This window comes from Pseudomonas sp. 910_21, from assembly GCF_052850735.1.
In genome coordinates this window covers 255622-268530 of record NZ_VXCY01000003.1, presented here as the reverse complement: position 1 = coordinate 268530, position 12909 = coordinate 255622, and the positions used below count along the sequence as shown (strand labels likewise).

General features: G+C 61.9%; 16 protein-coding genes. 8 read left to right on the top strand and 8 right to left on the bottom strand.

Annotation, left to right across the window (positions count from 1 at the left end):
* Window positions 1–314 precede the first annotated feature (314 nt).
* The 4 genes from ftsY (at window position 315) to rpoH (ending at window position 4535) form a co-directional block, all read left to right on the top strand.
* On the top strand, window positions 315–1880 hold the full coding sequence (ftsY, locus tag FW796_RS11215; protein ID WP_446439368.1) for a signal recognition particle-docking protein FtsY: 1566 nt from the start codon (window positions 315–317) through the stop codon (window positions 1878–1880).
* Window positions 1877–2548 carry a cell division ATP-binding protein FtsE gene (gene ftsE / locus FW796_RS11210; RefSeq protein ID WP_011064030.1) on the top strand — a complete coding sequence of 224 codons (672 nt, stop codon included), beginning with the start codon at window positions 1877–1879 and terminating at the stop codon, window positions 2546–2548. The genes ftsY and ftsE overlap by 4 nt, the downstream gene beginning before the upstream one ends.
* On the top strand, window positions 2545–3567 hold the full coding sequence (gene ftsX / locus FW796_RS11205; protein WP_346633247.1) for a permease-like cell division protein FtsX: 1023 nt from the start codon (window positions 2545–2547) through the stop codon (window positions 3565–3567). Before ftsE ends, ftsX begins: the two co-directional genes overlap by 4 nt.
* A gap of 113 nt (window positions 3568–3680) precedes the next feature.
* Window positions 3681–4535 (top strand): RNA polymerase sigma factor RpoH, encoded by an 855-nt coding sequence (gene rpoH / locus FW796_RS11200; RefSeq protein WP_068575472.1) that lies wholly within the window; start codon window positions 3681–3683, stop codon window positions 4533–4535.
* Window positions 4536–4683: 148 nt separating this feature from the next.
* On the opposite strand, the gene mtgA is transcribed toward rpoH, so the two are convergent.
* The gene (mtgA, locus tag FW796_RS11195; protein ID WP_346633246.1) at window positions 4684–5406 is read right to left on the bottom strand and encodes a monofunctional biosynthetic peptidoglycan transglycosylase; all 723 of its coding nucleotides are present in this window, start codon (window positions 5404–5406) and stop codon (window positions 4684–4686) included.
* A gap of 74 nt (window positions 5407–5480) precedes the next feature.
* On the opposite strand from mtgA, the gene FW796_RS11190 reads away from it, so the two are divergent.
* The 4 genes from FW796_RS11190 (at window position 5481) to trmB (ending at window position 7823) form a co-directional block, all read left to right on the top strand.
* On the top strand, window positions 5481–5861 hold the full coding sequence (locus FW796_RS11190) for a DUF423 domain-containing protein (RefSeq protein WP_346633245.1): 381 nt from the start codon (window positions 5481–5483) through the stop codon (window positions 5859–5861).
* A gap of 70 nt (window positions 5862–5931) precedes the next feature.
* A complete protein-coding gene (gene thiS / locus FW796_RS11185) occupies window positions 5932–6132 on the top strand; it encodes a sulfur carrier protein ThiS (RefSeq protein ID WP_011064025.1) in 201 nt (66 codons plus the stop codon).
* A 161-nt stretch (window positions 6133–6293) separates the two neighbouring features.
* Entirely contained in the window at window positions 6294–7088 is a 795-nt protein-coding gene (locus tag FW796_RS11180; protein ID WP_007921204.1) for a thiazole synthase, read from the top strand.
* Window positions 7089–7097: 9 nt separating this feature from the next.
* Complete coding sequence (gene trmB, locus FW796_RS11175; RefSeq protein WP_346633244.1) at window positions 7098–7823, top strand: tRNA (guanosine(46)-N7)-methyltransferase TrmB; 726 nt, start codon at window positions 7098–7100, stop codon at window positions 7821–7823.
* A 94-nt stretch (window positions 7824–7917) separates the two neighbouring features.
* On the opposite strand, the gene FW796_RS11170 is transcribed toward trmB, so the two are convergent.
* The 7 genes from FW796_RS11170 to metX all read right to left on the bottom strand — a co-directional run bounded on the left by FW796_RS11170 (window position 7918) and on the right by metX (window position 12890).
* A complete protein-coding gene (locus tag FW796_RS11170) occupies window positions 7918–8466 on the bottom strand; it encodes an RNA 2'-phosphotransferase (protein ID WP_446439367.1) in 549 nt (182 codons plus the stop codon).
* A 70-nt stretch (window positions 8467–8536) separates the two neighbouring features.
* Window positions 8537–8860, bottom strand: a complete 324-nt coding sequence (locus FW796_RS11165; protein ID WP_011064021.1) for a DUF3392 domain-containing protein — start codon at window positions 8858–8860, stop codon at window positions 8537–8539.
* A gap of 9 nt (window positions 8861–8869) precedes the next feature.
* A complete protein-coding gene (gene hemW, locus FW796_RS11160) occupies window positions 8870–10072 on the bottom strand; it encodes a radical SAM family heme chaperone HemW (RefSeq protein ID WP_446439366.1) in 1203 nt (400 codons plus the stop codon).
* Complete coding sequence (rdgB, locus tag FW796_RS11155; protein ID WP_346633431.1) at window positions 10069–10665, bottom strand: RdgB/HAM1 family non-canonical purine NTP pyrophosphatase; 597 nt, start codon at window positions 10663–10665, stop codon at window positions 10069–10071. The genes hemW and rdgB overlap by 4 nt, the downstream gene beginning before the upstream one ends.
* Window positions 10662–11096, bottom strand: coding sequence for a DUF4426 domain-containing protein (locus tag FW796_RS11150; RefSeq protein WP_123726660.1), 435 nt, complete (start codon window positions 11094–11096; stop codon window positions 10662–10664). The genes rdgB and FW796_RS11150 overlap by 4 nt, the downstream gene beginning before the upstream one ends.
* A 26-nt stretch (window positions 11097–11122) precedes the next feature.
* A complete protein-coding gene (gene metW, locus FW796_RS11145; protein ID WP_123726659.1) occupies window positions 11123–11743 on the bottom strand; it encodes a methionine biosynthesis protein MetW in 621 nt (206 codons plus the stop codon).
* 7 nt (window positions 11744–11750) lie between these two features.
* Window positions 11751–12890: a homoserine O-succinyltransferase MetX gene (metX, locus tag FW796_RS11140; protein WP_346633240.1), complete on the bottom strand. Its 1140-nt coding sequence runs from the start codon at window positions 12888–12890 to the stop codon at window positions 11751–11753.
* Between the last annotated feature and the right edge of the window lie 19 nt (window positions 12891–12909).

Here is a 12909-nt window from a genome sequence, read left to right as displayed (position 1 = left end):
CAGCGGGCGAGGAGGTGCTAGGATACTGATCCGTTTTACTGGCGGCCACGCCTATCAGGCTTGCACGGATCAGAGTGTGCTTGAGCAGGTTGTATGAGTTACCGGCAAAAAGCCTTGATTTGTCAGCTAAACTTCGACTTTTCGCCGATTTTGCCGTTCCAGTCCTTAAGTAAAATCGATCCTTGAAGTGCTTTTGGGCATTTCGACAACATGTTGCGCGTGAACAAGCTGGATGAAACACAGTCTGTTCTGCATCGAATATTTATTTACCGAAGCGCCCACTGGCGCATCGCTACCTTGAGATAGCCGTCTCCATGTTTGGTTCCAACGACGACAAAAAGACCCCAGCCGCGGCTGGCGAGAAGAAAGGCCTGTTCGGATGGCTGCGCAAAAAGCCGCAGGAACCCGTCGTCGAACAGCCGCAAGTGCCTGTCGAGCCGGCGTCGGCTCCTGCCATTGAATCCGCACCCAGCATCGCCCCGGCCGAACCGGTGGTGCTGCCGATCGCCGAACCGGTGTTGCAACCCCGGGTCGAGGCTGAGCCGGTAGCGGCCGCCGTGCTTGAGCTGCCGTTGATCCCACCCACGGAGCACAAGCCCTGGCCGCCTCTGCCGGTGGCGGAAGAGCCGGTGGCACTGGTGGAGGACGCTCAGGCGGAACATGTCACTCCACCGATTCCAGCCCTGACCGCTGCGCTTGAACCGCTGGTCGAAGCCCCGGTTGTCGCCCCGGCTCCGGTGTTCGAAGCGCAAATTCCGGTAGCACCGGTATTCGTTGCGCCGGAGCCTGTTGCTCCTGCTCCTGCTCCTGCTCCTGCTCCTGCTCCTGCTCCTGCTCCTGCTCCTGCTCCTGCTCCTGCTCCTGCTCCTGCTCCTGTAGCCGAGCCGGTTGCCGTGGCTGCGCAGGCCGAGCCCGTCGCCGAGCCTGTTCGCTCCAGTGAAGAGAGCAAGGTCGGTTTCTTCGCCCGGTTGAAGCAGGGCCTGTCCAAGACCAGTGCCAGCATCGGCGAAGGCATGGCCAGCCTGTTCCTGGGCAAGAAAGCCATTGATGACGAACTGCTGGAAGACCTGGAAACCCGTCTGTTGACGGCTGACGTCGGGGTCGAAGCGACTTCGGTGATCATCCAGAACCTGACCCAGAAGGTGGCGCGCAAGCAGCTCACCGACTCCGACGCGCTGTACGCCTCGTTGCAGGCTGAACTCACCGGCATGCTCAAGCCGGTGGAGCAGCCGCTGAAAATCGTCGCCCAGAACAAGCCCTTCGTGATCCTGGTGGTGGGTGTCAACGGCGCCGGCAAGACCACCACCATCGGCAAGCTGGCGAAGAAGCTGCAGCTGGAAGGCAAGAAAGTCATGCTGGCGGCCGGCGACACCTTCCGCGCCGCGGCGGTGGAGCAACTGCAAGTCTGGGGCGAGCGCAACAAGATCCCGGTCATCGCCCAGCACACGGGTGCTGATTCCGCCTCGGTGATCTTCGACGCCGTCCAGGCTGCCAAAGCCCGTGGTATCGATGTGCTGATCGCCGACACGGCGGGGCGCCTGCACACCAAAGACAACCTGATGGAAGAGCTGAAGAAGGTTCGCCGGGTGATCGGCAAGCTCGATGCCGACGCGCCCCACGAGGTGTTGCTGGTGCTGGACGCCGGTACCGGCCAGAACGCCATCAATCAGGCCAAACAGTTCAACCAGACCGTGGAATTGACCGGTCTGGCCCTGACCAAGCTCGATGGCACCGCCAAGGGCGGGGTGATCTTCGCCCTGGCCAAGCAATTCGGTCTGCCGATCCGTTATATCGGGGTCGGTGAAGGCATCGATGATTTGCGTACTTTTGAAGCAGAACCCTTTGTCCAGGCACTGTTTGCCGAGCGGGAGCGTTCATGATTCGTTTCGAACAGGTCGGTAAGCGCTATCCCAATGGCCACGTTGGCCTGCATGAGCTGAGCTTTCGCGTCCGTCGCGGCGAATTCCTGTTTGTCACCGGCCATTCCGGCGCCGGTAAAAGCACCTTGCTGCGCCTGCTGCTGGCCATGGAGCGCCCGACTACCGGCAAATTGCTGCTGGCGGGCCAGGACCTGGGGCAGATCAGCAATGCACAGATCCCTTTCCTGCGGCGGCAGATCGGCGTGGTGTTCCAGAATCACCAGTTGCTGTTCGATCGCACGGTCTTCAACAACGTCGCGCTGCCGCTGCAGATCCTTGGTCTGTCCAAGGCGGAAATCGCCAAGCGCGTGGATTCGGCCCTGGAGCGGGTGGCCTTGTCGGACAAAACCGATCTCTACCCGGGTGATCTGTCCACCGGTCAGCAACAGCGCGTGGGTATTGCTCGGGCCATCGTCCATCGTCCAGCTCTGCTGCTGGCGGACGAACCCACGGGTAACCTCGACCCGCGTCTTGCGGCGGAAATCATGGGCGTGTTCGAAGACATCAACCGCCTGGGCACCAGCGTGCTGATCGCCAGTCACGACCTGGCGCTGATCGCCCGCATGCGTCACCGCATGCTGACCCTGCAACGCGGCCGATTGATCGGCGACGGGGAGGCCGGCGTATGAGTGCCACACGTACCCCTAAAGTGGCGGAGCGCGTAGCGCCCAAGGCATCCGAAGCACCGCCACCGAAGAAAAAACGCGACGAGGATGACGGTCCGGATTTCGGCACCCTGCTACACGCCTGGATCGAAAGCCATCGTGCCAGCTTGCTGGACAGCCTGCGGCGCCTGGGCAAACAACCCATCGGCAGCTTCTTTACCTGTCTGGTGATGGCCGTGGCCCTGAGCTTGCCCATGGGGCTGTCGTTGCTGCTCAACAACGTCGAGCGCCTGGGCGGCTCCTGGCAGCGGGCAGCGCAGATTTCGCTGTACCTGGATCTGGGGGCTTCTGCCAGCGAGGGCGAGAAGCTTGGCGAAGAGATCAAGGGCCTGCCCGGTGTGGCGGATGCCGAGTTCATCAGCAAGGAAAAGGCTCTGGAAGAGTTCCAGCAGCAGTCCGGTTTGGGTGAGGCTTTGCGCGAGCTGCCCCACAACCCGCTGCCGGGCGTAGTGCTGGTAACCCCGAACGAAGTGGACAAGGCAACCTTGGAGGCCTTGCGCCAGCGGTTGTCGGAAATGCCCAAGGTGCAACTGGCGCAGTTGGACCTGGTATGGGTCGAGCGGCTGGCGGCCATCCTCAAGCTGGGGGACCGCTTTGTCTTCGGCCTGACGGTGCTCCTGGTTTCTGCATTACTTTTGGTGATAGGCAATACCATTCGTCTTCATATTGAAAACCGCCGCACAGAGATAGAAGTGATTAAACTCGTCGGCGGCACAGACAGCTATGTGCGACGTCCCTTCCTTTATATGGGCGCGCTGTATGGCTTCGGTGCGGGGATTCTGTCCTGGGGCGTACTGGCGTTCGGCTTGAACTGGCTGAACGACGCGGTGATCGGCTTGGCCGGCTTGTACGGCAGTGATTTTGCCCTTGCGGGGGTGCCGGTTGCCGATGGTCTATCGCTCTTGCTTGGTGCGGTGCTGTTGGGTTATATCGGTGCGTGGATTGCGGTGGCCCGCCACCTGAGGGAGCTGGCACCGAAGTAATGTCTTTTTGCTTGTATTGACCTTTCAGAATATTTGGGAACTTGTTTCGCGGTTTCCGGTCAATTTTCGCAGTGCTGAACTGCACGAGTTATGTGAGTCGGAGGTTTTTTCGTATGACCACTTCTTTGCAACCTGCTTACGCATTGGTTCCAGGCGCAAACCTGGAGGCTTATGTGCACACGGTGAACAGCATTCCATTGCTGACGCCCGAGCAGGAGCGTGAACTGGCCGAGAGTCTCTACTATGAGCAGGATCTTGAGGCGGCTCGGCAGATGGTGCTCGCCCACCTGCGTTTTGTCGTACATATCGCCCGTAGCTATTCCGGCTATGGGTTGGCCCAGGCTGACCTGATCCAGGAAGGCAACGTTGGCCTGATGAAAGCCGTGAAACGCTTCAACCCGGAAATGGGTGTGCGTCTGGTGTCCTTTGCGGTGCACTGGATCAAGGCGGAAATTCACGAGTTCATCCTGCGTAACTGGCGGATTGTGAAAGTTGCGACCACCAAGGCTCAGCGCAAGCTGTTCTTCAACCTGCGTAGCCAGAAGAAACGTCTGGCCTGGCTGAACAACGAAGAAGTGCATCGCGTGGCTGAGAGCCTGGGCGTGGAGCCCCGCGAAGTGCGGGAGATGGAAAGTCGTCTGACCGGCCAGGACATGGCCTTCGATCCGGCTGCTGAAGCGGATGACGACAGCGCCTTCCAATCGCCGGCCAACTACCTGGAAGATCATCGCTACGACCCGGCGCTGCAACTGGAAGATGCCGATTGGAGCGACAATTCCACCAACAACCTGCACGAAGCGCTGGAAGTGCTGGACGAGCGCAGTCGTGACATCCTCTACCAGCGCTGGCTGGCAGAAGAGAAAGCCACGCTGCATGACCTGGCGCAGAAGTACAACGTTTCGGCCGAGCGTATCCGCCAGCTGGAAAAGAGCGCGATGAACAAGCTGAAACTGTCCATCGCCGCTTGAGATTGCCAGGCACCACGCAAAACGCCCCGATCAACTCGGGGCGTTTTTGCTTGTGCGGTTGTCGTAGGAGCCGGCATGCCGGCGAATCCCCAGCCCAGCACCCAACTCGAACATGCTCAAGAAGAGCCGGCGCAAAGCCAGATCCGGGTTACTCCGCCCAGGGCGCCCTGCGCGACTCGTTCAGCCGATTCAGGTAATCGGCGCCACCCAACTGGCTCATCTGCCGCCGAACCCAGCCCGCCCGCTGCATCACGTAAGTGCTGGGCCGTGCTGCGCTCCACACCCTTGGATTGGGCAGGACAGCGGCCAGCAAGCTGGCTTGCTGGCGCGACAGGTTGGCCGCACTGACACCGAAGTGATGGCGCGCCGCGGCTTCTGCCCCGAATACCCCTTCATCCCATTCGACACTGTTGAGGTAGACCTCAAGAATCCGCTGCTTGGGCCAGAACACCTCGATCAGCGCGGTGAACCAGGCTTCCAGCCCCTTGCGCAGGTAGCTGCGGCCGGACCAGAGGAACAGGTTTTTCGACACTTGCTGGCTCAAGGTGCTGGCGCCACGGATCGAGCCGCCCCTTTCGTTGTGGATCAACGCTGCCTGGATTGCATCGATATCGAAGCCCCAGTGCTCGGGGAATTTCTGATCCTCGCCGGCGATCACCGCCACCTTGAGGTTGTCGGAGATTTCATCCCAAGGCTTCCAGGTGCGCTGCAGGTCGATGGGATCGTTGTCGATCCAGGACTCGACCTTGCGTTCCACCATCAGGGCGGTGCCCGGTGGCGGCACGAAACGGAACAGCAGCACCAGCAGCACGCTGCCGACCACGAACCACATCAAGGCTTTTACAAGGCGACGAAACAGATAACGCAGCATAGAGATGGCTTGGCCGAACCCGTTGAGCGCGCCATTATACAGACCCTTTGCGCTGAATCTGACTGGAGTTCCTCATGTTGCGTGGCTTCCTGATGTTGGCCGCTTTCTTCGGTTTCACCGGGGTCGCCCTCGGCGCCTTTGCCGCTCACGGTCTGAAAAACCGTCTGAGCACCGAGTACCTGGCTATTTTTCATACAGGGGTCACTTACCAGTTGGTGCATACCCTGGCGCTGTTCGGCGTCGCCTTGCTGGCGGCCCATATTCCAGGGCGGCTGGTGACTTGGGCCGGCGTTGCGTTCACCCTGGGCATTCTGCTGTTCTCCGGTAGCCTGTATCTGCTGACCCTGAGCGGCATCAGCAAGTTGGGCATCATCACTCCCTTCGGTGGTCTGGCGTTCCTCATTGGCTGGTTCCTGCTGGGCCTTGCCGCCTGGCGCTTGCAAGGTGCCGGCTGACGCTTGTAGCTGACCTTTAGGTCATGATCGGGCTAGAATGCTGGCCCCTAAAAATGATGGCGGCCTTGGCATGCGCATTCAGTTGAACGGTGAATCCTTTGAACTGCCCGACGGCTCGACCGTTGCGGCCCTGCTGAGCCATCTGGAACTGACCGGACGGCGGATCGCGGTGGAACTCAATCTGGATATCGTTCCGCGCAGCCAGCACGCCGAGACCGCTCTCAACGAGGGCGACCAGGTGGAAGTAGTCCACGCCATCGGCGGCGGCTAGTCACTGGCGTCAATCGCGCTGCCACTTACCTGTGCAGCGCTCTGGCCCGGCTCCGGGCCTCTTCCATGGAAGAAGCGTTCACCTGCCCCGGAATGAGGGCTCCAGCGCCCCGGGCCTGAAAAAGAATTCTGCAAGAACCTCACCCCAACAGAGGATTTCCGATGAGCAACGTTCGTAGTGACAAGCCTTTCGTCCTGGCCGGTCGGACGTACCAGTCGCGTTTGCTGGTAGGCACCGGCAAGTACCGCGACATGGAAGAAACCCGCCTGGCCATCGAGGCCTCGGGTGCCGAGATCGTCACCGTCGCCGTGCGCCGGACCAATATCGGCCAGAACCCGGGCGAACCGAACCTGCTGGATATCCTGCCGCCGGATCGCTACACCATCCTGCCCAATACCGCCGGCTGCTATGACGCCGTGGAAGCCGTGCGCACCTGTCGCCTGGCCCGCGAACTGCTGGACGGCCACAACCTGGTCAAGCTGGAAGTTCTGGCCGACCAGAAGACCCTGTTTCCCAACGTACTGGAAACCCTCAAGGCCGCCGAAGTGCTGGTCAAGGAAGGTTTCGACGTGATGGTCTACACCAGCGATGACCCGATCATCGCTCGCCAACTGGCGGAAATGGGCTGCATCGCGGTCATGCCCCTGGCGGGCCTGATCGGCACGGGGCTGGGGATCTGCAACCCGTACAACCTGCAGATCATCCTCGAAGAAGCCAAGGTCCCGGTGCTGGTGGATGCCGGTGTCGGTACCGCCTCCGACGCCACCATCGCCATGGAGCTGGGCTGTGAAGCGGTGCTGATGAACTCGGCCATCGCCCATGCGCAGCAACCGGTGCTGATGGCCGAAGCCATGAAACACGCAATTGTCGCGGGCCGCCTGGCGTACCTCGCCGGTCGCATGCCGAAGAAACTCTATGCCAGCGCCTCCTCGCCGCTGGATGGTCTGATCAAGTAAGAGCCATTGATGACTGAATCAAACGACACGCCAATCGAGCCGGAAGCCGGCGACGAGCGCCAACACCGCCGTATCAAGAGTTTCGTGATGCGCGCCGGGCGCATGACCGAAGGCCAGCAACGTGGCCTGGACCAGGGCGCGCCGCTGTACGTGCTGCCCCTGGCCGATGCCCCAGTGGATTACGACCAGGTGTTTGGCCGTTCGGCGCCGCGCTCCCTGGAAATCGGCTTTGGCATGGGCCACTCGCTGCTGGAAATGGCGGCGGCGGCCCCGGAGCAGGATTTCATTGGTGTGGAAGTTCACCGTCCGGGCGTCGGTGCGCTGCTCAATGGCGTGCTGACTCAGGGCCTGACCAACCTGCGGGTCTACGATTGCGACGCCATTGAAGTGCTCAATCGCTGCATCGCTGACAACAGCCTGGATCGGCTGATGCTGTTCTTCCCCGATCCGTGGCACAAGAGCCGGCACCACAAGCGCCGCATCGTCCAGGCCTCCTTCGCTGAGCTGGTGCGCAGCAAGCTCAAGGTTGGCGGCATTCTGCACATGGCCACCGACTGGGAGCCCTATGCCGAATACATGCTGGAAGTGATGAACGTCGCTCCGGGTTACCGCAACCTGGCCGAAGACGGCAAGTGCGTACCGCGCCCGGCCGAACGCCCGATCACCAAGTTCGAGCGTCGTGGCGAGCGCCTGGGTCATGGCGTGTGGGATCTGAAGTTCGAAAAGCTGGCCTGAGCCACGCGGACCCGCTGTTGTAGGAGCTGGCCGGGCGGCGTTCCGCTTGCCAGCGAAGAGCCCCGCAAGGACGCCTTCGCCAGCAAGCTAGCTGCTACAGGGCTTTGATGAAACTGACCGGCACCTGGTCGGTCAGCCACACCCCATTCTCTGCCTGATAGAAGGTGAAGCCCTGAGCCTGCATGGCCTGGGCGTCGATCTGCAGGATCACCACCTTGCCGTAACGCTGGCCCACGGCCTTGGCGGTTTCGATTTCCTGGGACAGGTGCACGTGGTGCCGTGAACCCGGGATCAGCCCTTTCTCATTGATCGAATCGATGAAGCGCGTGGCGGTGCCGTGGTAGAGCACGGCGGGCGGTTGCTTTGCCTCAAGCTGCAATTGCACGGTCTTGTTGGAATGCCCCTGAACGGCACGTATCCGCTGGCCGTCAGCCGAGAGGGCGAAGCGCTTCTTGTCGTTGCCTTCGACGACCAGCTCGATCAGTTCCCGGCTCAGTTGCCGGCCATCTCTGGCCGCACCCTCGATCAGCTGGCCGATATCCCCCCAGCCTTCGCTGTCCAGCTCAAGGCCGATGGCCTGGGGCTCGTGGCGCAGCACGTAGCTGAGGAACTTGCTGGTTTCCTCGATGACTTTCTTGCTCATGTTCTTCCTTGATAACGGGGGCAGCCGTTGGATTACGCTCGCCGGCAAGCCGGCGAAGGGGCCCTGCGAATCAGCGACGATCAGCGACCACGCCAATCAGCACCAGCACCACCAGCAGCACCGGCGCCAGGCTGTAGTTGTTGAACTGGCTCAGGCCGCGGACGATCCATGGCGTGGCATAGATCAGCGCCAGCCCGCTGCCTACCATGCACAGCAGGGCCATCAGCGGTACGCGCAGGGCACCGGCTATGCCGCCCAGGCGTTGCTCGACCCAGCCCTTGATGTCCGCGCCGAACAGCACCAGCAGGCAGCCCACCAATGCCAGGGCGATTTCCGAGAGGTTGCTGCGACTCCAGCGGGACACGGTGGCAAGCAGATCGAGTACCAGATCCATGTGATTTCCTTAGATCAGAAAGTATTGCAGCAGGTCATTGAGGAAGAGTTGCCCGCGGGCCGTGGCCGCCAGGCGTGACGGTTCGACCTGCAACAAGCCGCTTTGTTCGGCCTGGCGCCGACCTTCGGCAAGACTGGCCAGATCCAGGCCAGTGCGTTGGGCGAACAGCGCCGTGTCCACACCGTCGGTGAGGCGCAGGGCGTTCATCAGGAACTCGAACGGCAGCTCCTCGTTGCTCAGAGCCTTCTCGCCGGCCTTGAACGGCTTGGCCGGGTTCAGGTAATCCTTGGGCAGGCGGGTCTTCCAGGTGCGCAGAATGCGCCCGTCCGGGTGGCTGAGCTTGCCATGGGCACCGGCACCGATGCCGATGAAGTCGCCGAAGCTCCAGTAGTTCAGGTTGTGCCGCGCAGCGCGCCCGGGTTGGGCGTAGGCCGAGACTTCGTACTGGGCGTAGCCATGCTCGGCCAGCAGTGCCTGGCCGGCTTCCTGGATATCCCACAGGGTGTCGTCCTCTGGCAGCACCGGCGGCTGGTTCCAGAACACCGTGTTGGGCTCCAGGGTCAGCTGGTACCAGGACAGGTGGGTCGGCTTCATGGCGATGGCTTGGCGCAGATCGCCCAGAGCATCCTCCAGGGACTGATCCGGCAAGCCGTGCATCAGGTCCAGGTTGAAGTTGTCGAACCCGGCCTGGCGTGCCATGCCGGCGGCGCGTATCGCTTCGTCACCGTTGTGGATGCGGCCCAGGGCCTTGAGCTTCTGTTCCTGGAAGCTCTGGATGCCGATAGACAGGCGGTTGATCCCCAGGGCGCGATAGGCGGTGAATTTCTCTTGCTCGAAAGTCCCGGGGTTGGCTTCCAGGGTGATTTCGATGTCGCTGGCAAACGGGATGCGCTGTTCCACGCCCTTGAGCAAGCGGCCCAGGGCTTGGGCGCTGAACAGGCTCGGGGTGCCGCCGCCGAAGAAGATCGAACTCAGCTCGCGGCCATGGACGGCGTGCAGGTCCAGGTCGAGGTCGGCCAGCAGGGCGTCGACGTACTCTTCTTCCGGCAGCGTCGGGCTGGCGGCGTGAGAGTTGAAGTCGCAATAGGGGCATTTGCGTACACACCACGGGATGTGGATGTACAGCGCCAGGGGCGGCAATTGGGGCAGCGCCGCCCGGGGCGTTTGCGCGCCGCCGAGAATCAGCGGCGACGCGGATCGGTCTTGGCTCATTTCAGGCCCAGGCGTTGCCGCAGAATGGCCATGGCGCGGGCGCGGTGGCTGAGCTGGTTTTTCTCCACGGGGCCCAGTTCGGCGCTGGAGCAGTCACGTTCCGGCACCCAGAACAGCGGATCGTAGCCGAAACCGTGTTCGCCACTGGCGGCAGTGAGGATGCGCCCGTGCCACAGGCCTTCGCAGAGGATCGGCAGTGGATCGTCGGCATGCCGCACCAGGGCCAGGACGCAGACAAACTGCGCGCCGCGCTGCGCTTCGGGTACGTCCTTCAAGGCTTCGAGCAACTTGGCGTTGTTCGCCGCATCGCCCTTGCCGTCGGCATAGCGCGCCGAGTAGATGCCCGGCGCGCCGCCGAGGAAGTCCACCGCCAGGCCCGAGTCGTCCGCCAGTGCCGGCAGGCCGGAAATACGCGCGGCATTGCGCGCCTTGAGGATGGCGTTTTCGACGAACGACAGACCGGTTTCTTCCGGTTCGACGCTGCTGAACTCGCCGATCGAGCGCAGTTGCACCGAGGCGCCGAGCATGGCCTGGAGTTCTTTGAGTTTGCCGGCGTTGTGGCTGGCCAGTACGAGTTGCGTGAGGTTCATTATTCGCCCGGGAATAGCTCTTGGTTGAAGCTGAAGCTGTTGGTGTCACCACCCGTTTGCACAGTGATGGTGAACGTACGGTTTTCCTGCTGTTCCACCGGGAACTGGGCGATGTAGTAGATCGCGCCCTGTTCGGTGATCTGGCGGAACTTCAGCGGGATGCTCTTGCTGGTCAGGTCCTTGACCGTACCGCTGACCTGGCCGACCAGCGGTTTGCCGTCCTTGATCAGGGACACGTTGATCACGCCCTGGTTCTTGCTGCGGATCAGCTCCGCCGCCCTGGCGATGTCAGGCTGCAGGTAGGTGGAGTTGAAGGTGTTGTAGTGCACGGTGATGTCGCCAAAGACTTCCTGGCGCTCGCCCTTGATCGGGTCCGCGGCCAGGGCGCTGAGGCTCAGGCAGGCGGCCAATAGAAATGTAACCAGACGTCCCATGGTGGTTCTCCTCGATGCAACGTGGTTTATACCGCGACCTTGTGATCCTGCAGGCCGGGACTGCTGACGCGGTAGATGCCGATCTCTCCCAACAGATTAGGCCATAGCTTACTGGCCCACCCGTGGCGGTGTTGTTGATCGACGGCAAGTCGGTTGATCACCCGGGCTTCACGCTCGCGGCACAGCTCTTCGAAGTCCTCGAAGGTGCAGAAGTGGATGTTCGGCGTGTTGTACCAGGTGTACGGGAGGAATTCCGAGACCGGCATCCGACCCTTGCTGGCCAGGTACCAGCGGCAGCGCCAGTGGCCGAAGTTGGGGAAGGTGATGATGCACTGGCGGCCGACCCGGAGCATTTCGTCGAGGATCTTGTCCGGGTAGTGCACGGCCTGCAGGGCCTGGGTCATGACCACGATATCGAAGCTGTTGCTGGCGAAGTTGCCCAGGCCCTTGTCCAGGTCCTGCTCGATGACGTTGATGCCCTTGGCCACGCACTCGGCGATGTTGTCCGGGTCGTTTTCCAGGCCGTAGCCGGTGACTTGCTTGTGTTCCTGCAGCCAGCTCAGCAGCTCGCCGTTACCGCAGCCCAGGTCGAGGACGCGGCTGCCGGCGGGGATCCATTCCTGGATGATTTCCAGATCGGCTCTCATCGTGTCCTCACAAGGTAATGCGGTTCATGTAGTGACTAAACGCCTGCAGGTAGCGCGGGATCGGGATCAGGAAGGCGTCGTGCCCCTGGGGTGCGTCGATCTCCAGGTAGCAGACGTCCTTGCGTGCCGCCATCAGCGCGTCCACCAGCTCCCGGGAACGGGCAGGGGAGAAGCGCCAGTCGGTGGTGAAGGACATCACGCAGAACTTGGCGGTGGCATGGGCGAAGGTCTTGGCCAGGTCGTCGTCGCAGTTCGCCGCCGGGTCGAAGTAGTCCAGGGCCTTGGTCATCAGCAGGTAAGTGTTGGCGTCGAAACGCCCGGAGAACTCCTCGCCCTGATAGCGCAGGTAGCTTTCCACCTGGAACTCGACGCTGTGGAAGTCGTAGTTGAGCTTCTCGCTCTTGAGGCCACGGCCGAATTTCTCGCCCATGGAGTCATCGGACAGGTAGGTGATGTGCCCCACCATCCGCGCCAGCATCAGCCCGCGCTTGGGGATCACCCCTTGTTCCTGGAACGAGCCGCCGTGGAATTCCGGGTCGGTGAGAATCGCCTGGCGCGCCACTTCGTTGAAGGCGATGTTCTGCGCCGAGAGCTTGGGCGCCGAAGCAATGGCCAGGCAGTGCCGTACCCGGTCCGGGTAGGTGATGGTCCATTGCAAAGCCTGCATGCCGCCCAGACTGCCGCCGATCACTGCGGCCCACTGGCTGATGCCCAAGCGATCCGCCAGGCGCGCCTGGCTATGGACCCAGTCTTCTACAGTCAATACCGGGAAGTCGGCGCCGAAGGGCTTGCCGGTGTCCGGATTGAGGCTGCTGGGGCCGGTGGAACCGTTGCAACCGCCGAGGTTGTTGAGGCTGACCACGAAGAACTTGTTGGTGTCGATGGGCTTGCCAGGGCCGATGCAGCTGTCCCACCAACCGGGTTTGCGGTCGTCGACGCTGTGGTAGCCGGCGGCGTGATGATGGCCGGACAGGGCGTGGCAGATCAGCACCGCGTTGCTGGCGCTGGCGTTGAGCTCACCATAGGTTTCGTAGATCAGGTCGTAGGCCGGTAGCGCGCGTCCGCAGGCCAGGGCTAGAGGATCGCTGAAGTGCGCTATTTCTGGCGTGACCAGACCAACAGAATCGGGGGGAAAGGCAGTTGGCATCGACCCTGCTCTCATTTAA